This is a genomic window from Terrabacter sp. Soil810 (genome assembly GCF_001429645.1).
Taxonomy (GTDB): Bacteria; Actinomycetota; Actinomycetes; order Actinomycetales; family Dermatophilaceae; genus Terrabacter.
Genome location: NZ_LMSW01000014.1, coordinates 360197 through 381274 on the forward strand (window position 1 = coordinate 360197; position 21078 = coordinate 381274).

19 protein-coding genes are annotated in these 21078 nt (G+C 71.8%); 17 read left to right on the forward strand and 2 right to left on the reverse strand.

The features are described from left to right. The first annotated feature begins 153 nt into the window (after positions 1–153). From ASG96_RS19975 to ASG96_RS19995, 5 genes are all read left to right on the forward strand, one after another. The gene (locus ASG96_RS19975; RefSeq protein WP_057589089.1) at positions 154–1140 is read left to right on the forward strand and encodes an ABC transporter ATP-binding protein; all 987 of its coding nucleotides are present in this window, start codon (positions 154–156) and stop codon (positions 1138–1140) included. Next, entirely contained in the window at positions 1137–1883 is a 747-nt protein-coding gene (locus tag ASG96_RS19980) for an ABC transporter permease (RefSeq protein ID WP_056754925.1), read from the forward strand. The genes ASG96_RS19975 and ASG96_RS19980 overlap by 4 nt, the downstream gene beginning before the upstream one ends. 32 nt (positions 1884–1915) lie before the next feature. Beyond that, positions 1916–3016: a sensor histidine kinase gene (locus tag ASG96_RS19985; protein WP_056754927.1), complete on the forward strand. Its 1101-nt coding sequence runs from the start codon at positions 1916–1918 to the stop codon at positions 3014–3016. Next, on the forward strand, positions 3013–3627 hold the full coding sequence (locus ASG96_RS19990; RefSeq protein WP_056754929.1) for a response regulator: 615 nt from the start codon (positions 3013–3015) through the stop codon (positions 3625–3627). The genes ASG96_RS19985 and ASG96_RS19990 overlap by 4 nt, the downstream gene beginning before the upstream one ends. 102 nt (positions 3628–3729) lie before the next feature. Continuing rightward, entirely contained in the window at positions 3730–4098 is a 369-nt protein-coding gene (locus tag ASG96_RS19995; RefSeq protein WP_157611068.1) for a YciI family protein, read from the forward strand. Positions 4099–4181: 83 nt separating this feature from the next. Here ASG96_RS19995 and ASG96_RS20000 read toward each other — a convergent pair whose 3' ends face one another. After that, positions 4182–4862, reverse strand: coding sequence for an HdeD family acid-resistance protein (locus tag ASG96_RS20000; RefSeq protein WP_082591908.1), 681 nt, complete (start codon positions 4860–4862; stop codon positions 4182–4184). A gap of 152 nt (positions 4863–5014) precedes the next feature. Between ASG96_RS20000 and ASG96_RS20005 the strand changes: the two genes are divergently transcribed. From ASG96_RS20005 to ASG96_RS20060, 12 genes are all read left to right on the forward strand, one after another. After that, a complete protein-coding gene (locus ASG96_RS20005; protein ID WP_057589091.1) occupies positions 5015–6244 on the forward strand; it encodes an acetyl-CoA carboxylase biotin carboxylase subunit family protein in 1230 nt (409 codons plus the stop codon). Further along, positions 6245–7192 carry a hypothetical protein gene (locus tag ASG96_RS20010; protein WP_235509239.1) on the forward strand — a complete coding sequence of 316 codons (948 nt, stop codon included), beginning with the start codon at positions 6245–6247 and terminating at the stop codon, positions 7190–7192. It begins immediately after the preceding gene. A 5-nt stretch (positions 7193–7197) separates the two neighbouring features. Next, positions 7198–8340, forward strand: a complete 1143-nt coding sequence (locus tag ASG96_RS20015; protein WP_056754934.1) for an alpha/beta hydrolase-fold protein — start codon at positions 7198–7200, stop codon at positions 8338–8340. Positions 8341–8365: 25 nt separating this feature from the next. Beyond that, on the forward strand, positions 8366–9091 hold the full coding sequence (locus ASG96_RS20020; protein ID WP_056754936.1) for an esterase family protein: 726 nt from the start codon (positions 8366–8368) through the stop codon (positions 9089–9091). Positions 9092–9192: 101 nt separating this feature from the next. Beyond that, complete coding sequence (locus ASG96_RS20025) at positions 9193–11595, forward strand: excinuclease ABC subunit UvrA (RefSeq protein WP_057589092.1); 2403 nt, start codon at positions 9193–9195, stop codon at positions 11593–11595. Positions 11596–11640: 45 nt separating this feature from the next. Then, entirely contained in the window at positions 11641–12645 is a 1005-nt protein-coding gene (locus tag ASG96_RS20030) for a serine hydrolase (protein WP_057589246.1), read from the forward strand. A gap of 304 nt (positions 12646–12949) precedes the next feature. Beyond that, positions 12950–14239 (forward strand): sugar ABC transporter substrate-binding protein, encoded by a 1290-nt coding sequence (locus tag ASG96_RS20035; protein WP_057589093.1) that lies wholly within the window; start codon positions 12950–12952, stop codon positions 14237–14239. An 11-nt stretch (positions 14240–14250) separates the two neighbouring features. Next, positions 14251–15273: a carbohydrate ABC transporter permease gene (locus ASG96_RS20040; RefSeq protein ID WP_235509240.1), complete on the forward strand. Its 1023-nt coding sequence runs from the start codon at positions 14251–14253 to the stop codon at positions 15271–15273. Further along, a complete protein-coding gene (locus ASG96_RS20045; RefSeq protein ID WP_056754947.1) occupies positions 15266–16138 on the forward strand; it encodes a carbohydrate ABC transporter permease in 873 nt (290 codons plus the stop codon). The genes ASG96_RS20040 and ASG96_RS20045 overlap by 8 nt, the downstream gene beginning before the upstream one ends. A gap of 41 nt (positions 16139–16179) precedes the next feature. Next, positions 16180–17391, forward strand: a complete 1212-nt coding sequence (locus tag ASG96_RS20050) for a Gfo/Idh/MocA family protein (protein ID WP_057589094.1) — start codon at positions 16180–16182, stop codon at positions 17389–17391. Between the two features lie 114 nt (positions 17392–17505). After that, the gene (locus ASG96_RS20055) at positions 17506–17919 is read left to right on the forward strand and encodes a hypothetical protein (RefSeq protein WP_157611069.1); all 414 of its coding nucleotides are present in this window, start codon (positions 17506–17508) and stop codon (positions 17917–17919) included. 118 nt (positions 17920–18037) lie between these two features. Then, on the forward strand, positions 18038–19861 hold the full coding sequence (locus ASG96_RS20060; RefSeq protein WP_057589096.1) for an ABC transporter substrate-binding protein: 1824 nt from the start codon (positions 18038–18040) through the stop codon (positions 19859–19861). Here the strand turns inward: ASG96_RS20060 and ASG96_RS20065 are convergent. Beyond that, a complete protein-coding gene (locus ASG96_RS20065) occupies positions 19854–21041 on the reverse strand; it encodes an ROK family protein (RefSeq protein ID WP_057589097.1) in 1188 nt (395 codons plus the stop codon). The genes ASG96_RS20060 and ASG96_RS20065 overlap by 8 nt on opposite strands. Positions 21042–21078 lie beyond the last annotated feature (37 nt).

Genomic DNA, 21078 nt, shown 5'->3' on the forward strand with positions numbered 1-21078 from the left:
ACACCGACAGCCCGACGCCCACTCACGAGGTCTGCACGGCCGACCTCGTGCTGCCCGACGGCCGCCCGCTCCGGGGTGATCGTGACACCTGTCACGGGCAGGACGTGACGCCTGCTGCTGACGCGGTGCGCCCCGTAGCGGGAGAGTTGACTCATGACCACCACCTCTCGCCCGCTCGACGGCGCCTCGGGGGCGCCGGCGATCGAGCTGCGTTCGCTCGTCAAGAGCTTCCCTCCCCGACGCGGGTCCCAGGACACTGAGGTCCGAGCCGTCGACGGCATCGACCTGCACATCGAGCCCGGTGAGGTCGTCGCCTTCCTCGGCCCGAACGGCGCCGGCAAGACGACGACCCTCGACATGGTGCTCGGGCTGACCGAGCCGACGAGCGGCACGGCCGAGGTCTTCGGCCGCCGCCCGCGTGAGGCCGTCGTCGGCGGTCACGTGTCCGCCGTCCTCCAGACGGGGGGACTGCTGCGCGACCTCACCGTCCGCGAGACCGTCCGCATGATCGCGTCGACGTATGCCGCCCACGCCCCCGTCGACGAGGTCATCGACCGTGCCGGGCTGACGTTGCTCGCGGGCCGCCGTGTCTCCAAGTGCTCCGGCGGTGAGCAGCAGCGGCTGCGCTTCGCCCTGGCCCTGCTGCCCGACCCGCGCCTGCTCGTGCTCGACGAGCCGACGGCCGGCATGGACGTCACGGCCCGGCGCGACTTCTGGGACACGATGCACGAGGACGCGAGCGCCGGGCGCACCGTCGTCTTCGCGACGCACTACCTCGAGGAGGCCGACGCCTTCGCCGACCGGATCGTCCTCATCGCGGGCGGACGCATCGTCGCCGACGGCACGACCGCCGAGATCCGGTCGCAGGCGAGCGGGCGCACCGTCTCCGCGACGCTGCCGCCCGGCTCGGTGGCCGAGTCCGTCGCCAGGCTGCGGACGGTCGAGGGAGTGCACGACGTCGTCGAGCGCGGGAGCCGGGTGGTCGTCACGGCCGCCGACTCCGACGCGGTCGCGCGGCTGCTGCTGCTCGACCTCGGGGGCACCGACCTCGAGATCGTCACGGCCGGCCTCGAGCAGGCCTTCATGACCCTGACCGGTGACGGCCGGGACCTCGACGCCGAGAAGGAGCTCGTCCGATGAACGCCACCTTCACGCTGCTCGAGATGCGCCGGATCACCCGCGACTGGGCAGGCATGTTCTTCACCGCCGTCCTGCCCGCCTTCTTCTACCTGATCTTCGGCGCGACCGTCGACGCCAAGGACGCCACCATCGGCAACGGCAACGTCGCGATGTACGTCATGATCAGCATGGCCGCCTACGGCGCCGTCACCGCGACGACGAGCATCGGCGGCAACGCGGCCGTCGAGCGCCAGCAGGGCTGGGGCCGGCAGCTGGGACTCACGCCCCTCGCCGACTCGTCCTACATCGCCATGAAGGCGCTCATCGCGATGACCGTCGCGGCCGTGCCGATCCTGCTCACCTTCGCCCTCGGCGCCGCGACCGGCGCCCGCGGGTCCGCGCAGGCGTGGGCGCTGAGCGCGGTCCTCTGCCTCGTCGGCTCGGCCGTCTTCGCGGTCTACGGCCTGCTCGTCGGCACCGCCTTCCGCTCCGAGGCCGCCGTCGGCGCCGCGAGCGGCACCATGGTGATCTTCGCCTTCCTCGGCAACCTCTTCATCCCGCTGTCCGGCGCGCTGCTCACCTTCGCGAAGTTCACGCCGCTCTACGGGTATGCCGCCCTGGCCCGCTACCCGCTCACCGAGGGCTACCTGCCCGACGGGTCGCGCGACCCGCTGTGGCTGCCGATCGTCAACGTGCTCGCGTGGCTCGCGGTCTTCGGGGTGTCCGCCGTGCTCCTCGTGCGCCGCGGGCGGGAGCGCCAGTGACGGAGCGGACGGAAACGGAGCGGACGGAACCCGTGCCGTCCGGTCGGCCCGGCCCGCACGGGCGCAACCCGTGGGAGCGCTTCGGTTGGGTCGTCCAGTCGGTGTGGCTGGTCTTCCTCGTCTTCCCGGCCATCGCCATCGTGTCGAGCGGGCTACCGCTCTGGCAGGTCGTGCTCGGCCTGGCCCTCGTGGTGACCTTCGCCGTCGTCTACGGCCTGGGCGCCCAGCACCTCCAGCGCCTCCACCGGGACTGCGAGCCGGCCCGGCCCCGGGGCGTCGTCTACCTGCTCGTGCTCGTCGGATGCGCGGCCGCCCTGACCCCGCTGATCGGCGCCGGCAGCCTCAGCTTCCTGCCCTTCGTCGTGTCGTTCGGGATGTTCGCGCTGCCGCTCGCCTGGTCGATCGCCCTGGGCATCGCGTGCGTCGCGATCGCGACGGCCGTCGCGGTTTTCGTCGACCGCGACGAGGGCACCTGGGTCGTGGCCATCATCGTCTTCGCCGTGGGCGCGATGACGGGCGCGGTCCGGCTCATGACCGACCGCGGCGAGGACTACGAGCAGATGTCCCGCGACCTCGCCGTCGTCGAGGAGCGCGAGCGCGTGGCCCGCGACGTCCACGACGTGCTCGGTCACTCGCTCACCGTCGTCACGGTCAAGGCGGAGCTGGCCGAGCGCCTCGTCGACCTCGACCCCGAGCGGGCCAAGGGCGAGCTCGCCGAGATCCAGGCCCTGAGCCGCCAGGCCCTGGCCGAGATCCGGGCGACCGTCGGGGGGCTCCGGGTGGCGCGCCTCGGCGACGAGCTCGCGTCCGCGCGCACGGCGCTCGCGGGTGCCGGGATCGAGGGCCACGTGCCCGACGACCCGGGCGCCGTCGACCCGCGTCACCGCACCGTGCTCGCCTGGGTGCTGCGCGAGGCGACGACCAACGTCGTGCGCCACAGCGACGCCGACGCCTGCTGGGTCGAGCTCGCGACGAACGGCCTGACGGTTCGTGACGACGGACGCGGCCTCGACGCGCGGCCCGAGGGAAACGGCATACGCGGGCTGCGTGAGAGGGTCGCGGCCGCGGGGGGTCGGCTCTCGATCGAGACGGGCCCGCAGGGCCATGGGACCGTGCTGGAGGTGACGCTGTGAGCGCGACCATCAAGGTGCTGCTGGCCGACGACCAGGCCCTCGTGCGTGGGGCGCTCGCCGCGCTGCTCGCGCTCGAGCCCGACCTCGAGGTCGTGGCCGAGGTGGGCCGTGGCGACGAGGTCGTCGAGGCCGCGCGGGCCTCGGCCGCCGACGTGTGCCTGCTCGACATCGAGATGCCGGGCATCGACGGCATCGCCGCGGCAGCCGCGGTGCGCGATGCGCTCCCGGGCGTGCGCACCCTCGTCGTCACGACGTTCGGCCGCCCCGGCTACCTGCGCCGCGCGCTCGAGGCGGGCGCGTCGGGCTTCGTCGTCAAGGACACCCCGGCCCGCCAGCTCGCCGAGGCGGTGCGCCGGGTGCACGCCGGGCTGCGGGTCGTCGACCCGTCGCTCGCCACCGAGTCGCTCGTCGACGGCGCCAACCCGCTCACCGAGCGGGAGCGCGAGGTGCTCGCCGTGGCGCTGCGCGGTGGCACGGTCGCCGCCGTCGCCGGGGTCGTGCACCTCTCTCCCGGCACGGTGCGCAACCACCTCAGCTCGGCCATCGGCAAGACCGGGACGTCGACCCGCGCCGAGGCCGCCCGGGTCGCCCAGGAGCGCGGCTGGCTCTAGGCCGCCGACGTTTCGGGAATCGAAGTGTCGAGCGAGGCTGCCGCTGATCGACGTCGTGGTGGAGGCTGGGACCGACCCGGCACGCAGTCGAAGGAGAGAACCGTGCGCTACCTCATGATCCACAAGATCGACGAGTCCCGCCCCGAGGCGTGGAACCCCAGCCAGGAGTTCCAGGACGCGATGGGCGCGCTCATGGGCGAGTACGCCGAGTCGGGCGTCCTGCTCGCCGCCGAAGGCGTGACGCAGAGCAAGGACGGCGCGATCGTCCGCAAGACCGAGGGCGCGGGTGTCACCGTGACCGACGGCCCGTTCAGCGAGGCACGCGAGGTCATCGGTGGCTTCGCCCTCGTCAACGTCGAGAGCAAGGAGCAGGCGCTCGAGCTCGCGGGCAGGTTCGCCTCGCTCTTCGACGAGGTCTCGGTCGAGGTGCGCCGCGTCTACGAGTTCGAGGACCTGCCGCAGCCGTCCTGACGTCGCACGTCGTGGAGGTTCGCACCCCTCGGGCGGGGTGCGAACCTCCACGCTGTCGTATGCCGTCCGGTGACCTGACGCGGTCAGGCGGTGGCGGGCGCCGTCGTGCTGCCGCTGCCGCTGCTGCTGTTGCCGGCGGCTCGGCGGGCCATGACGGCCGTGACGAGCTCGACGATGCCGATGACGATGAGCGCGATGCCGGCGATGCGGGTCAGCACCACGAGCGAGGAGCCGGGGAAGATCGCGACGATGAGGCCGCCGAGGATCGAGACGACGCCGCTGACGATGAGGAAGACCCGCGTGCCGGTCGTCCGGTCGGAGCCGAAGCCCTGGACGAGCGCGGCGATGCCCTCGGCGACCCAGCCGATCGCGATGAAGAGCGCGATGACGAAGAGGGACGCGTTCGGGCGGAACAGGCAGATGATGCCGGCGACGATGGAGAGCGCCCCGAGCCCGATCGAGACGGGCTTGAGCCAGCCCGGGTCGCTCGGGAGGTCGCGGACCATCCCGAGGCGGACGGCCCCGGCGATGATGAGCTGGAGCCCGAACAGGATCGCGACGATGAGCAGCGTTGCCTTCGGCCAGACGAGCACGAGGATGCCGAGGACGATCGAGAGGATGCCCATGACGACGAGCGCCGTCGACCACCCGGACGGGCTCAACGGCGCCTCCCACGTGGCCGCAGCCTCGCGTCGCGTCCTCGGCGGCTCGGGAGTCGGGTCGGTCGGATCGGGTGACGCTGGGTTCGGGACGGTGCTCGACATGGCTTCCTCCTGAGGGGTGAGGTGCTGCCCGAGATGCGACCACCCCAGTCTCGTCCCGATTCCGCTCCGACGTCCGCTTTTGCCCCGCGACCCGCGCGGCGGCACACGGCGGTCCGTGGCGGTGCTCCCGGTGGACCGATAGCGTCGAGGCCGTGAACATCATCTTCGTGGAGCCGTCGTTCCCGGCGAACCAGCGTCGCTTCGTGCACGCGCTCGCCTCGGTGGGCGCGAACGTCTACGGCATCGGAGAGTCCGACGAGGCCCAGCTCGGCGAGGAACTGCTCGGCGCGCTCCGTGGCTACTACCGCGTCGGCTCGGTGACCAACGTCGACCAGATGGTCGAGGCGGTCCGCTACTTCCAGGACAAGGTCTGGATCGACGCGCTCGAGGCGACCGTCGAGGCGCACACGATGCCGGCCGCCCAGGTGCGCGAGGCCTGCGGCATCCCCGGCACGAGCGTCCGCACGACGTGGCTGTGCCGCGACAAGCCGTCGATGAAGGAGGCGCTGCGCCAAGCCGGCGTCCCCACGGCTGCCAGCGCCGCCGTCGACTCGGGCGCCGAGGCACGGGCCTTCGCCGAGCGCGAGGGCTACCCGCTCATCCTCAAGCCGCGCGCGGGCGCCGGCGCCCAGGGCACGGTGCGCGTCGACAGCGACCACGAGCTCGAGCAGGCCCTGCAGGGCTACGCCCGCGAGGGCGCGAGCTCGATCGCCATCGAGGAGTTCGTCGAGGGCCACGAGGGCTTCTACGACACGATCAGCCTCGACGGGCAGGTCGTGCACGACTGGGCGACGCACTACTACCCCAACGTCCTCGAGGCGATGCGCCACCGCTGGATCTCGCCGCAGTTCATCACGACCAACCGCATCGACGAGCCGGGCAACGCCTTCTACGCCGAGGTCCGCGAGCTGGGGCGTCGCGTCATCGAGGCGCTCGGCATCGAGACGTCGGCGACGCACATGGAGTGGTTCTACGGCCCGAAGGGCCTGAAGTTCAGCGAGATCGGCTGCCGCCCGCCGGGCGTCGGCGCGTGGGACGTCTACTCCGCGGCCAACGAGGTCGACGTCTACCGCGAGTGGGCGCACGTCATCACCCACCGCGCCCCGGAGCAGCGGATGCAGCGCACGTATGCCGCCGGCATCGTCGCGCTCCGCCCCGACCACGACGGGTCCATCGCGGGCTACACCGGCATCGACGACATCCAGTCCCGCTACGGCGAGTGGGTCATCGACGGCCACTTCCCGCCGGTCGGCCACGGCACGCAGGGAGTGGAGGCCGGCTACATGGCCAACGCGTGGGTGCGGCTGCGTCACCCCGACTTCGACACGGCGCGCGCCATGCTCGACGACGTCGGTCGCACGATCCACGTGCACGCAGGCTGAGTGCGGCTGAGCTCTCTCTCGATGTCGACGACGATCCTGCTCGGGCCCCAACGGTTCACGACGACCGTGGGCCCCACCGTGCGTTCCCTCGGGGTGACCGGGCGCATCGCCATGGTCAACTCCGGGTGGGAGGAGCGCGAGTCCGACGACGCCGAGCTCGCCGGCCACCTCGACGGGCGCGGCGTCAACCTCCGCCTGCACCACCGGATGATGGACGTGCTGGCCAAGGACGAGCACTTCGCAGCCGCCGCGCTCGCCTTCCGCGACCGGATGGACGAGCTGCGCGCCTTCTACGGCATCCGGCTCCAGGCCGCCATCGACGCCGTGCACGCCGTCGCGCACCGCACCTCGATCCACGCCGTGGGCCCGATCGCCGAGGAGTCCGCCATGGAGGCGGTCCGCGAGGTCGACCGGTGGTATGCCGCCGAGCTCGACGAGCTGTACGGCGCCGTCCGTGCCACGGCGCCCACCGACGAGAGCGGCACCATCGGCTGGCACAAGGGCGAGATCGGGGCGATCCTCGACGAGTGCGGGGCCGTCGTCATCGCGGGCGGCAACGTGCGCACGCTGCTGCGGACGATGCGCGTCTTCGACGTCGTGCTCCGGCCCGACCAGTCGGTCGTCGCGTGGTCGGCCGGTGCGATGGCGCTGACCGACGAGGTGGTCCTCTTCCACGACTTCACGCCCCACGGCGTGACGGCGGCCGAGCTGCACGACCGGGGGCTCGGGCGCCTGCCCGGGATCGTCGCGCTGCCGCACGCCAAGCGCCGACTGCTGCTCGACGACCACGAGCGCATGTCGGTCCTCGCCCGGCGCTTCGCCGAGCACCGGCTGCTCCTGCTCGACGACGGCGCCGTCGTGCGATTCCCTGACGGCGCCACCGACCTGCCCGCCGGCGCGCGCGTCATCGACCGCACCGGTCACGTCTCGGTGGTGGGGGTCGCGTGAGTGCCATGGAACGTCTTGCCGTCAACCGACTGCGTGAGCGCCTGCCGCTCGACGGGCCGACGATCGACGGCTTCGTCGAGCGCTTCGGCTGCCCGATCATCGAGGGCGAGCGCGCGACCTTCCTCTACCGGGGCGACGTCGACGAGGTCTGGGTGCGGCACCGTGTGGTCGGGCTCCCGGATCCGTTGCCGCTCAAGCGGATCGGTGAGTCCGACCTCTGGGCCGTGACGACCGTGCTGCCCGAGGGCTCGCGGGTCGAGTACCAGATCGAGATCCGCAAGGGCGATCACTACGAGCGCTTCAACGACCCGCTCAACCCGCGCCTGGCGCACAGCCCCATGGGGTCGTCGTCGGTGTGCGCGGCGATCGGCTACCGCGTGCCCGAGTGGGTGGCGTACGACCCCGAGGCCCGCCCGGGCACCCTCGTCGAGGAGCACATCCGGAGCAAGGCCCTCCGGCGCGAACAGCCCGTGCAGATCTACCTGCCGGCCCGCTTCAACAGCGCGCAGCGCTACCCGCTCCTCGTCGTCCACGACGGCACCGACTACCTCCAGTTCGCGGCGATGAAGACCGTGCTCGACAACCTCATCCACCGTCTCGACGTCGACCCGCTCGTCGCGGTCTTCGTCCCGCCGCGCGACCGGCTCAAGGAGTACCCCAACCACGCGCCGCACGCCCGCTTCATCGCGCGCGAGCTCGTGCCGCTGCTCACCGAACGCCTGCCCCTCATCGACACGCCCGAGGCCCGCTGTCTCATGGGCAGCTCCTTCGGCGGCATCGCCTCGGTGTCGACGGCGGTGCGCTACCCGGGCTTCTTCGGCTCGCTCATGCTCCAGTCGGCCTCGCTCGTCTTCACCGACATCGGCTTCGACCACGGCGGGGGGCCGGCGTTCGACCCCGTCGTGAAGTTCGTCAACCGCTTCCGCGAGAAGCCGTCCGCGGTCGTCGACCGGCTCTTCATGTCGTGCGGCGTCTACGAGCCGCTCATCACCCCGAACCGGTCGATGGTCCCGGTCTTCCGCCAGACGGGGATGACGGTGCGCTACACCGAGTCGCGCGACGGCCACAACTGGGAGAACTGGCGCGACCGTCTCGGCGACGGTCTCGCGTGGCTCTTCCCCGGACCCCAGAAGTTCGTCTACGAGTGACGAGCGCGAGAGAGGCAGGTAACCCATGAAGGTGACCGACCGGTGGTACTCCGACCGACTGGGCCAGGACATCACCGTCGCACGATGGGGCACCTACGGCGTGCCGGTGCTGCTCTTCCCGACCGCGGGCGGTGACGCGGAGGAGGTCGAGCGACACAAGATGGTCGCCCACCTCCAGCCGCTCATCGACGCCGGACGGGCCAAGATCTACTCGTGCGACAGCGTCGCCGGCAAGGCGATGGCCGAGGGGGTCGGGTCGACGGACTACCGCATGGCGCTCTTCAACGCCTTCCACGAGACCGTGGCGCAGGAGATCATCCCCGCGATCCACTCCGACGTGGGCGGCCCGATCCCCGTCGTCGTCGCCGGTGCCTCCATCGGGGCGTTCAACGCCCTCGCGATCACGTGCCGCTACCCGCACCTCGTCGACGCCGCCGTGTGCATGAGCGGGACGTATGCCGTCGACAAGTTCATCGGCGGCCGGTTCACCGACGACCTGTACTTCAGCTCGCCGCTGCACTTCCTGCCCGACCTCGAGGGAGAGACGCTCGACCTGCTGCGCCGTCGGATGATCGTGCTCGCCTCCGGCAGCGGTCGGTGGGAGGACCCGAGCGAGGCGTGGGCCGTGGCCGAGGTGCTCGGCCGCAAGGGGATCCCCAACCGGGTCGACGACTGGGGCCCGGCCTACGACCACGACTGGCCGACGTGGTGGCAGATGCTGCCGACCTACCTCGACGACCTCCTCCCCTGATCGCCGGCGCCGTCCACCCCGGCGAGTGGGCGGTTCGTCGCGGGTGAGGTCGTCGGGAATCGGGAGGCCGGGGGTGGGCGCGGGGCCGTAGCGTACGTCGCATGGAGTCGAAGAGCACCGCTGCGAAGACCGCGTCGCGCCCCTCCGGTGGACACCACCCGGCCGACGTCCACGACATGATCCGCGTCCAGGGCGCGCGCGAGAACAACCTCAAGGACGTCAGCCTCGACCTGCCGAAGCGGCGGCTGACCGCGTTCACCGGCGTGTCCGGCTCGGGCAAGAGCTCGCTCGTCTTCGCGACGATCGCGGCGGAGTCGCAGCGGATGATCAACGAGACCTACAGCGCCTTCGTCCAGGGCTTCATGCCGTCGCTGGCGCGCCCGGACGTCGACTACCTCGACGGGCTGACGACGGCGATCATCGTCGACCAGGAGCGGATGGGCGCCAACCCACGCTCGACGGTCGGCACCGCCACCGACGCCAACGCGATGCTGCGGATCCTCTTCTCCCGCATCGGCACCCCGCACATCGGGCCACCCACGGCGTTCGCCTTCAACGTCCCGACGCGGGTCGCGAGCGGCGTCATGAAGACCGACAAGGGCAACCGCCAGGAGACGTCGATCGTCCGCGAGGCGGTCTACCAGGGCGGCATGTGCGCGCGGTGCGAGGGGATGGGGTCGGTCAACGACTTCGACCTGACCGCGATCTACGACGAGTCCAAGTCGCTGTCCGAGGGTGCCCTGCTCGTGCCCGGCTACAGCATGGACGGGTGGTACGGCCGCATCTTCAGCGGCGCCGGACTGCCCATGGACAAGCCGGTCGGGACGTTCACCGACAAGCAGCTCCAGAAGCTGCTCTACGGCCAGCCCGAGAAGATCAAGGTCGAGGGCGTCAACCTCACCTACGAGGGCGTCCTGTCCAAGGTGCAGAAGTCGATGCTCTCCAAGGACCTCGACGCCATGCAGCCGCACGTGCGCCGCTTCGTCGAGCGCGCGGTCACCTTCACGACCTGCCCGGAGTGCAAGGGCACCCGCCTGTCGCAGGAGGCCCTGAGCTCGAAGATCAAGGGCAGGAACATCGCCGAGCTGTGTGCGATGCAGATCAGCGACCTCGCCGAGTGGCTGCGCGACCTCGACGACCCGTCGGTCGCACCGCTGCTGCGCGGACTGCAGCACCTGCTCGACTCCTTCGCCGAGATCGGTCTCGGCTACCTCTCGCTCGACCGTCCCGCCGGCACGCTCTCCGGTGGCGAGGCGCAGCGCACCAAGATGATCCGCCACCTCGGCTCGTCGCTCACCGACATCACGTACGTCTTCGACGAGCCGACGATCGGCCTGCACCCGCACGACATCGACCGGATGAACCTGCTGCTGCTCCAGCTGCGCGACAAGGGCAACACGGTTCTCGTCGTCGAGCACAAGCCCGAGACGATCGCCATCGCCGACCACGTCGTCGACCTCGGCCCGGGGGCCGGCACGGCGGGCGGCGAGGTGGTCTTCGAGGGCACCGTCGAGGCGCTGCGCAAGAGCGACACGATCACGGGCCACCACCTCGACGACCGGGTCAGCCTCAAGGACTCGCTGCGTGAGGCGGCGGGCGCGATGGAGGTCCGCGGGGCGTCGACGAACAACCTCCGCGACGTCGACGTCGACATCCCGCTGGGGGTGCTCTGCGTCGTCACCGGCGTCGCGGGGTCGGGCAAGAGCTCGCTGATCCACGGGTCGGTCGCCAAGCGCGACGGTGTCGTCGTCGTCGACCAGGGCGCGATCCGCGGGTCGCGGCGGAGCAACCCCGCGACCTACACGGGACTGCTCGAGCCGATCCGCAAGGCTTTCGCCAAGGTCAACGACGTCAAGCCCGCCCTCTTCAGCTCCAACTCCGAGGGCGCCTGCCCGGCCTGCAACGGCGCCGGCGTCATCTACACCGAGCTCGGCGTCATGGCGACCGTCGAGTCGACGTGCGAGGAGTGCGAGGGCCGGCGCTTCCAGGCGGCCGTGCTCGAGTACCGGCTCGGTGGGCGCAACATCGCCGAGGTGCTCGCCATGCCGGTGGCCGAGGCGCTCGGCTTCTTCGACGAGGGCGAGGCGCGCACGCCGGCCGCGCACAAGGTCCTCGAGCGGCTCGCCGACGTCGGCCTCGGCTACCTCACGCTCGGCCAGCCCCTCACGACGCTGTCCGGCGGGGAGCGCCAGCGCCTCAAGCTGGCCGCGCAGATGGCCGAGAAGGGCGATGTCTACGTGCTCGACGAGCCGACGACCGGCCTGCACCTCGCCGACGTCGAGAACCTCCTCGGGCTGCTCGACCGCCTCGTCGAGTCGGGCAAGTCGGTGCTCGTCATCGAGCACCACCAGGCAGTCATGGCGCACGCCGACTGGATCATCGACCTCGGACCGGGGGCCGGTCACGACGGCGGCAACGTCGTCTTCGAGGGGACGCCCGCCGAGCTCGTCGCCGGCCGGTCGACCCTGACCGGCGAGCACCTCGCGACCTACGTCGGCGCCTGACGGCGGCGGGCCGACAGGGCGACGGGGCGACGGGCAGTGGGCGCCGTGGCGGACCTCGACCAGGAGGTCGCGGCGGTGGTCCACGAGCACGGCTTCTCCGGCGTGGTCCGGGTCGACCTCGCAGGCAGCACCCTCCACGCGTCGGCGCACGGTCTCGCCGACCGTGCCCACGGCCTGCCCAACGCCCTCGACACGCAGTTCGGGACGGCCAGCATCTGCAAGGGCCTGACCGCGCTCGCCGTGGTCGGCCTCGTGGCCGAAGGTCGCCTCGGTCTCGATACCCCGGTGCGCTCCGTCGTCGGCGACGACCTGCCCGACATCGGCGACGACGTGACGATCGAGCACCTGCTCAGCCACCGGTCGGGCATCGGCGACTACCTCGACGAGGACGAGGGACTCGACGCCTCGTCCTACGTCATGACCGTGCCCGTCCACCGGCTCGCCACGACCGAGGGCTACCTCCCGGCACTGCGCGGGCGACCCACGAAGTTCCCTGCGGGAGAGCGTTTCTCCTACTGCAACAGCGGCTTCGTCGTGCTCGCCCTCGTCGTCGAGCGGGTGACCGGCACGGCGTTCCACGAGGTGGTGGAGCAGCGGGTGTGCGCTCGCGCCGGGATGGTCGACACGGCATACCTCCGCTCCGACGAGCTGCCGGCCCGAGCGGCACTCGGCTACCTCGAGGCCGACGGCCTGCGCACCAACGTGCTGCACCTGCCGGTCCGTGGCAGTGGGGACGGCGGGATCTACACGACGGCCGCCGACCTCCACGCGTTCTGGGACGCGTTCCTCGCCGGGCGCATCGTCGACGAGCGCTGGGTCGCCGAGATGCTGCGCCCGCGCACCGATGTCATGGACGACGGCCGGCGCTACGGCCTCGGCCTGTGGCTCGACGGGACGGGTGACGGGGTCGTGCTCAACGGCTACGACGCGGGCGTCTCGGCGGTCAGCCGGCACGAGCCGTCGCGGGCCCTGACGTGGTCGGTCCTGGCCAACCGGAGCGACGTTGCCTGGCCGGTCTCGCAGCGGCTGCGCGAGGTCCTCGCGACCTGACCGGCGGCCCGACGGCGGGCTGGTCTGCGGGCGCCTCCCGTCCGCATCGCGGGACGGTCGAACGGGTGCCCGCCCCCTGGACCGAGGGCTTCCGGGCAGCACACAGGGACCCGTGGCGGCCTGCTGCGCAGGCCCGTCCCGAGCCCCTCTCGACCCTGTTCGACGGATTGACACGTGATCGAATGTGCTCGATTGTAGTGCCGCCCAAGCACAAACGAGCGATCAGGCTTGGGTTGCCCGATGACGTGCACCGGACCGCAGCGGCGACCAGCCGTCCGCGGGCCCCCCACCCAAGGAGTCGCGAATGCGCAGAACGTCCACACTGGCCGCCACGGCCGTGCTCACCCCGTTGCTCGTGCTCGGCCTCGCCGCGTGCGGCCAGTCCACCGGTGGCGCGACCGCCGACGCCCAGCCGGACAACGGGCCGGTCACGATCTCCTACGGCATCTGGGACAAGAACCAGGTCCCGGCCATGCAGAAGATCGCCGACGAGTTCCACACCGCGAACCCCGATGTCACCGTCAAGATCCAGGTGACGCCGTTCAAGCAGTACTTCACGACCCTCCAGACGGCCGCGGCCGGCGGCGGCGCCCCCGACGTCTTCTGGATGAACGGCCCGAACGTCAAGCTGTATGCCGCCAACCAGCAGCTGCTGCCGCTCGACCAGACGATCAGCCGCGCCAAGCTCGACCTCGGCAACTACCCCGAGGCGCTCGTCGACCTCTACACCTACGAGGGCAAGACGTACGGCATCCCGAAGGACTTCGACACCGTCGGCGTCTGGTACAACAAAGCGCTCTTCGACGCCAAGAAGCTGGCCTACCCCAAGGACGACTGGACCTGGGCCGACTTCCAGTCCGCCGCCCGCGCGCTCACCGACAAGACCAAGGGCGTCTACGGCGCCGCGGCCCCGGTCGAGGACCAGGCCGGCTTCTACGACACGATCCCGTCGGCCGGCGGTCAGGTCATCGACGCCGCCGGGACCAAGAGCGGCTTCGACTCCCCCGAGGCGCTCAAGGGCATCGAGTTCTGGACCTCGCTCGTCAAGGACGGCGCGTCGCCGACGGTGCAGCAGATGACCGACACGAGCCCGGGCGACCTCTTCAAGGCCGGCAAGGTCGCGATGTACTGGAACGGCTCGTGGGCCGCGGTCGAGTACAACGGCGTCCCCGAGCTCAAGGACGCCGTCAACGTCGCGCCCGTCCCCGCCGGCCCGAAGGGGCAGGTCTCGGTCATCCACGGCCTCGGCAACGTCATCTACGCCAAGACGAAGCACCAGGACGCCGCGCAGAAGTTCGTCGGCTTCCTCGGTGGCGAGCGCGCCGCGCAGATCCAGGCCGAGGCCGGCGCCGTCATCCCCGCCTACGAGGGCACCCAGCAGGCGTGGGTGACGTCGATGCCGCAGTTCAACCTCAAGGCCTACGTCGACGAGGTCGCGACGGCCGTGCCCTACCCCGCCTCGAAGAACACCAAGGCGTGGACGACCCTCCAGACCGACATCCTCACGAAGGTGTGGAACGGCGAGGTCGACGCGGCGACGGGCCTGAAGGACCTCGCCACGCAGATGAACGCAGCGCTCGCCAAGGAGAAGTGACCGTGGGGGGCGTGCTCACCGAGACGCAGCAGGCGAAGGGAGCCGTCGGCGCGACCGCGCCGGGCGGCGTCCCGTCGGGGTCGGGGAGCCGGGGCGACACCCCGGCCCCCGGCCGCTGGCCCGGTCGGCCCGGTCGATCCGGTCGCGGCATGTCGCGGATGCGGCGCAACGACCTCTTCTGGGCGGCGGTCTTCATCCTCCCGACGCTGCTCGGTCTCGTCGTCTTCTACCTGTGGCCGGTGGTGCGCACGCTGCTCATCTCCTTCACCGAGACCGGCCCGTTCGGCGGCTCGGAGTTCGTCGGGCTCGCCAACTACCGCGAGCTGTTCGGCGACGCGCGGCTCTGGGAGACGATGCTGAACACCCTGAAGTTCACCGTCGTCGCGCTGCTCGGCATCCCGGTGGCGCTCGTCATCGCGGCGCTGCTCAGCACCGAGGGCCTGCGCGGGGTGCGGATCTACCGGGTGCTCTACTTCCTGCCCGTCGTGACGATGCCCGCGGCCGTCGGGCTCATCTGGCGCACGCTCTACAACGGCGACGTCGGCGTCATCAACGCGCTGCTCGGGCTCGTGGGCATCGAGGGCACGAACTGGCTCTCCAACCCGGCCACGGCGCTGTATGCCATTGCGGGAGTGGGCATCTGGCTCGGCCTCGGCACGCAGATCGTCATCTTCCTCGCCGCGATCCAGGGCGTGCCCAAGGACCTCTACGAGGCGGCCGCCCTCGACGGCGCCGGCCGGACCCGCCAGTTCTGGTCGATCACCCTCCCGCAGATCAGCCCGAGCGTCTTCTTCATCTCGGTGCTCGCCGTCATCGGCGCGCTGCAGACGTTCGACCTGATCTTCGTCATGACGGGCCCGACGAACCCGGCCTACCCGCAGACCGAGACGATCGTCGCGCAGTTCTACCAGCGGGGCTTCGTCGAGAACCAGCAGGGGTATGCCGCCGCGATCGCCCTCGTCATCCTCGTCGTCATCGTCGCGGTGACGGCCCTGCAGTTCCGGCTCCAGAAGAAGTGGGTGCACTATGTCTGAGCTCGCGACCCGCACGCCCGCCCGGATCCGCGTGCCGCGGCGCAACCGCCTGCGCCGCAACCACCTCGGCGTGCACGCCGTCCTCATCCTCGGCTCCGTCGTCATGGTCGGCCCGTTCTTCTGGGAGGTCATGACCTCCCTCAAGACGCTCGGCGAGACGCTCACCGTGCCGCCGACGGTGCTGCCCGCGTCGCCCCAGTGGTCCAACTACGGCGACGTCTTCGACACGCTCCCCTTCGGCCAGATGTTCTGGAACAGCACGATCCAGACGATCGGCCGGGTGCTCGGCCAGCTCGTGCTCTGCTCGATGGCGGGCTACGCCTTCGCGCGGTTCGAGTTCCGCGGTCGGGGCCTGCTCTTCGGCCTCTTCCTCTCGGTCCTCATGGTGCCGAGCCAGCTCTTCCTGCTGCCGCAGTACGAGATCGTGTCGGGCCTCGGCTGGCTCAACTCGCTCCAGGCGCTCATCGTCCCCGGCCTCTTCAGCGCGTTCGGCACCTTCCTGCTGCGGCAGTTCTTCCTCAGCCTGCCGCGCGAGCTCGAGGAGGCGGCCAAGCTCGACGGCGCCAACCACTGGCAGATCTTCACCCGGATCATGCTGCCGCTGGCCAAGCCCGGGCTCATCGCGCTCGCCGTCCTCGACGTCCTGTGGTCGTGGAACGACCTCATGTGGCCGCTCGTGGTCAACAACGACCCGTCGAAGATGCCGCTGTCGGTGGGGCTCGCCTCGCTCATCGGCCAGTTCTCGGTCGACACGACGACGCTGATGGCCGGCTCGGTGCTCGCGACGCTGCCCGTGCTCGTCCTGTTCATCGTGCTCCAGAAGCAGTTCATCCAGGGGATCGCGTTCAGCGGCTCCAAGGGCTGAGACCCTCGAACCACCACCACACGGAAGGTGCCCCCGCACTCATGACCGACCAGCCCGACCAGCCCGACCAGCCCGACCTCCGGATCGCCATCATCGGCTTCGGCCTGCGGGCCAGCCTCGCGGCATACGCCCACCGTCCCGGCGAGGGCAGCCGGGTCACCGTCGTCTGCGACCCGGCCGAGCGGGGCCGCGCCGACGCGGCGGACCGCATCGACGGCGTACGTCTCGTCGACTCCCTCGACGAGCTGCTCGCTCCCGACGTGCGCGCCGACATCGACGCGGTGCTCGTCCTGACCCCCGACCACGCGCACGCCGAGCACGCCGTGCGCACCCTGGAGGCCGGCATACCGACGTTCGTCGAGAAGCCGCTCGCCACGAGCGTCGCCGACGCCGACCGGGTGCTCGAGGCCGCCCACCGCACGGGAACGCGGCTCTACGTTGGGCACAACATGCGGCACATGCCGGTGGTCAGGGCGATGCGCGACGTCATCGAGGCGGGCACGATCGGCGAGGTCAAGGCGGTCTGGTGCCGGCACTTCGTCTCGGCGGGTGGGGACTACTACTTCAAGGACTGGCACGCCGACCGCCGCAACACGACGGGCCTGCTCCTGCAGAAGGGCGCCCACGACATCGACGTCATCCACTGGCTCGCGGGCGCCTACACGCGCAGGGTCAGCGCGGTCGGCGCCCTCGCGGTCTACGGCGACGTCACCGACCACCGCGACAACTCAGACCGTCGGATGGCCGACTGGTACTCCCTCGACAACTGGCCGCCCACCGAGCAGCGCGAGCTCAACCCGGTCGTCGACATCGAGGACATCTCGATGGCCAACCTCGTGCTCGAGGGCGGCGTGCTCGCGTCCTACCAGCAGTGCCACTTCACACCGGACTACTGGCGCAACTACACCGTCATCGGCACCAAGGGCCGGCTCGAGAACTTCGGCGACGGACCCGGCGCCCTCGTCAAGGTCTGGACCCGCCGCACCGACACCTACCGCGACGACGCCGACGAGGTCATCGAGATCCCGCCGGCCGACACGACCGGTCACGGCGGCGCCGACCCGCTGCTCGTCGCGGAGTTCGTCCGGTTCGCCCGGGACGGTGGCCCGACGATGACCTCGCCGGTCGCGGCTCGTGAGGCGGTGGCGGCCGGGGCGTCGGCGACGACCTCGCTGCGCACCGGCGGCGGCGCGGTCGACGTGCCGGCGCTCGACCCGGCCCTCGTCGCGTGGTTCGAGGGGGGCCAGGCCTGACACGCGTCGGCCGACACGCGTCGGCTGGGGGTATCACCGGCGGCTGCGGCGTGCTCTGAGGTGAAGGGCCCCGTGGTCGAGCGGGCCCGTTCCCCTTTCAAGGACGTGCCCACCATGAGCGTCACCGACGTCTTCCCGCTGATCAAGGCGCCCGAGGCCTGGCCGGTGCCGGTCGTCGCGACGATCGCGATGGTGTGCCTCGCCGGGCTCGACCTGCTCGGGGCGCTCTTCGCCAAGGAGTGGGCCGACAACGGCAGCGTCCGCGCGCTCGTGCTCGGCGCGGGCGCCTTCCTCGTCCTCTTCTGGGTGTATGCGTCGTCGCTGAGGTACGCCGAGCTGGCCCTCGTGACGATGGGCTGGGTCGTCATGCTCCAGGTCGGGCTGGTCCTCATCGACCGCTGGCGCTACGGGGTGGAGCTGCCCACCGGCAAGTGGGTCGCCATCGGGATCGTGCTCGTCGCGCAGGCGTACCTCGTGCTCGCGCCGAGCGCTGAGCGGGCCGCGTCGGTGGCGGGCGCCGGCGGCTAGACTTCGGACCACGGACAGAGGTGCTCCGGGTCGCCGTCGGTGCCACCTGCCGTCGTGCTCTCCGTGCCCGCCGCAGTCCCGTGTCCGCCTCTGGACCGGGCGCCCCCGAAGGAAGTCCATGCGCCGACGTCTCGTCCGCCCCACCGTGGTGGCGGCCCTCGGCGTGCTCGCGCTGGCCTCGGGTGCCGCGTGCACGGCCAGCACGGCGACGCCGGGCCCGACGCCGGCCACGACCCCGGGCGCGACGCCCACGGCGGCGCCGACCACGGCCGTCGAGCCGCTCGTCGTCGGCGCGGTCTTCGACCACACGACGCTCGACCCGACCCGGCAGTTCGACCGCAGCGGGGCGATGCTGACGCACGCGCTCTACCAGACGCTGACGACCCTCGACCCCGACGACCCGACGAAGGTCGTGCCCGGGATGGCCGAGTACACCCTCTCCCCCGAGGGCCGGTGGCTGACGTTGCGGCTGCGCAAGGGCCTCGTCTTCTCCGACGGCACTCCCGTCACGACCGACGACGTCCTCTTCACCCTCCAGCGCGCGCGGGGGCTGTCCGGCCCCGCCTCCTCGATCCTCGGCACGGTCTCGGCGGTCAAGGTCGACGACCGCACCTTCACGCTCAGCTCGCCCGGCTCGAACTTCGCCCTCCCCGCGATCCTCGCCAACCCCGCCTTCGGCATCCTCAACGCGACGGCGGTCAAGGCGCACGGCGGCACCATCGGCCCCGGCGACGAGGCGAGCGGCTACCTCTCGCAGCACTCGGCGGGCTCGGGCCCCTACGTCATCGAGAGCGTCCGCGGCACCTCGGAGGTCCGGCTCGCGGCCAACCCGATGTCGGGAGCGACTCCCGCCTTCCCCGAGATCGTCGTCCGCAACCTCGATGCGCGCCAGCAGCTCGCCGCCATCGGGTCCGGCAGCGCCGACCTCGTGCTCGACCTCTCGCCGAGCCAGGCCAACGCCGCGACCGGGCGGCCGCAGACCTCGGCCGTCACGGTGACGACGATGCGCTCGAGCTCACTCGTCTACCTCGCGCTCGCGCGCACCAAGGCCCTCAACGCGTGGACCGCCGACCCCGACTTCGCCGAGGCGGTGCGTCGCGGCCTCGACCGTGAGGCGCTCGGCAGGGCGGCCCCGGGGTCCATGCCCGCCGCGGGCCTCATCCCTGCCGGCATCGTCGGCGCGCTCGAGGACCTCGCGCCGGCGCCCGCGCCGACCCCGACCGACGGCACCGGGACCGACGGCACGGGGACCGACGGCACCGGGACGCCGGCACCCACCACGTCGTCACCGGCGGCGCCCCTCTCCACCCCGTCGGCCGGCGGCACCACGGCGACACCCGACGGCATCCTCACCACGGGAGCGGACGGCATACCCACTCCCGTGGTGACGCTGCCGGTCGTGCCCCAACGCGACCTCGTGGCCGCGCGGGCGGCGCTGCGCCGCTCGGGCTACAAGGGTCAGCCGATCCCCCTGTCGTATGCCGCCGACCTGCCGATCCAGGGCATCCCGGCGACGGCGCTCGCGGTGGCCGTGCGCAGCCAGCTCGCCCAGGTCGGGATCAAGGTGCAGCTCAACCCGGCGCCCGCGGCCGAGGCGCTCGCCGCCTACCGCGACGGGCGCAGCGCGTTCAGCCTGTGGAGCTGGAACCCCGACTACCCGGACCCCGAGAACTACCTCGCGTTCGCGCCCGGCGAGCTCGTCGGGTCCCGGGCCGGCTGGATGCGCGGCTCCGACACGCTCATGGACGACCTCACCGAGACCGCGCGCGCCTCCGTCGGTGACAACCGGGCGGGGGCGTATGCCGCGTGGCAGCTCGCGATGAACGAGCGGAGCCCGTTCGTGCCCCTCATCCAGCCGTCGACGCGCTTCGCGAGCGGCGACCGGGTCAAGGTCCTGCCGGGCAACCCGGTCTGGACCGTCGACCTCGCCCGCCTCAGCTGAGGTGCGCGACCGGGTCGCTGACGACCCGGTCGAGGGCGAGCAGCGCCGCTCCGGTGGCGCCGGGCGCGGGGTCGACGTCGGCGATGACGACCCGCGGCGTGACCCAGCGGGCCGACAGCACGCGGCGACCGAGGATCTCCTCGACCTCGGGGGCGAGGAGGTCGCCGACCATCGCCAGGTGTCCGCCGAGCACGACGGTGGGGATGTCGAGGACGTTGACGACGCCGGACAGGGCGACGCCGAGGGCTCGCCCGGCGGATCGCGTTGCGGCACGGGCCTGCTCGTCGCCATCGCGGGCTCGGCGCGCGAGCTCGGCGGGTGACGTGGAGGGGTCGAGTCCGGCAGCGTCGAGCAGGGCGAGCCGGCCGGCGTACTGCTCGAGGCAGCCGGTGGAGCCGCAGCGACAGGGGGGCCCGTCGGGGTCGACGCAGACGTGGCCGATCTCGCCCGCCCAGCCGTGGCGTCCGGCCATGACCTCCCCGTCCACGACGACCGCGCCGCCGATGCCGACCTCGCCGCTGAGATAGAGGAAGTCGCGCGGCTCGCGGTCGCGTCCGGGGGCCGGGTGAGCGTACGCGTGGGCTGCCAGGTCGGCCTCGTTGCCGACGCGGAGGGCCAGGTCACCGAGCGCTGCGGCGAGGCCGGGAGCCGGGGTGACGTCCTCCCAGCCGAGGTTGGGGGCGCTGAGCAGGCGGCCGGCGGCGACGTCGACGATGCCGGGGAGGGCGAGGCCGGCACCGACGACACGGCAGCCGTCCGGGGTCGCGTCGAGCACCTGGGTCGCGAGCGTGCGCAAGCGGCGGAGCACGGGGCCGGGGCGTGAGCCGGCGAGGTCGGCGGTGACGAGGCGCTCGGCCAGCACCGCGCCCGAGAGGTCGACGAGGCGGGCGGCGAGCTGGCCGACGCCGACCTGGAGGCCGAGCGCGGCGACGCGCGCCCGTGACGCCCGGAGCGGGGTGGCCGGGCGGCCCGGGCGGCCGGGCCCGCCGACGACCGACTCGACCTCGTCGAGGATGCCGCCGGCGACGAGCTCGTCCACGAGGCGCGACACGGTCGACCGGGTCAGCGAGGTGGCCGCGGCGACGTCGGCCCGCGACGGCGGGGTGTCGGCGGCGAGGACGGTGCGCGCGACGAGGGCGAGGTTCGCGTGGCGCAGGCTCGCCTGGCGCAGGTTGGCCATGCCTTGACCCTAGCCGGTCCGCGACGTAAGTTGTATG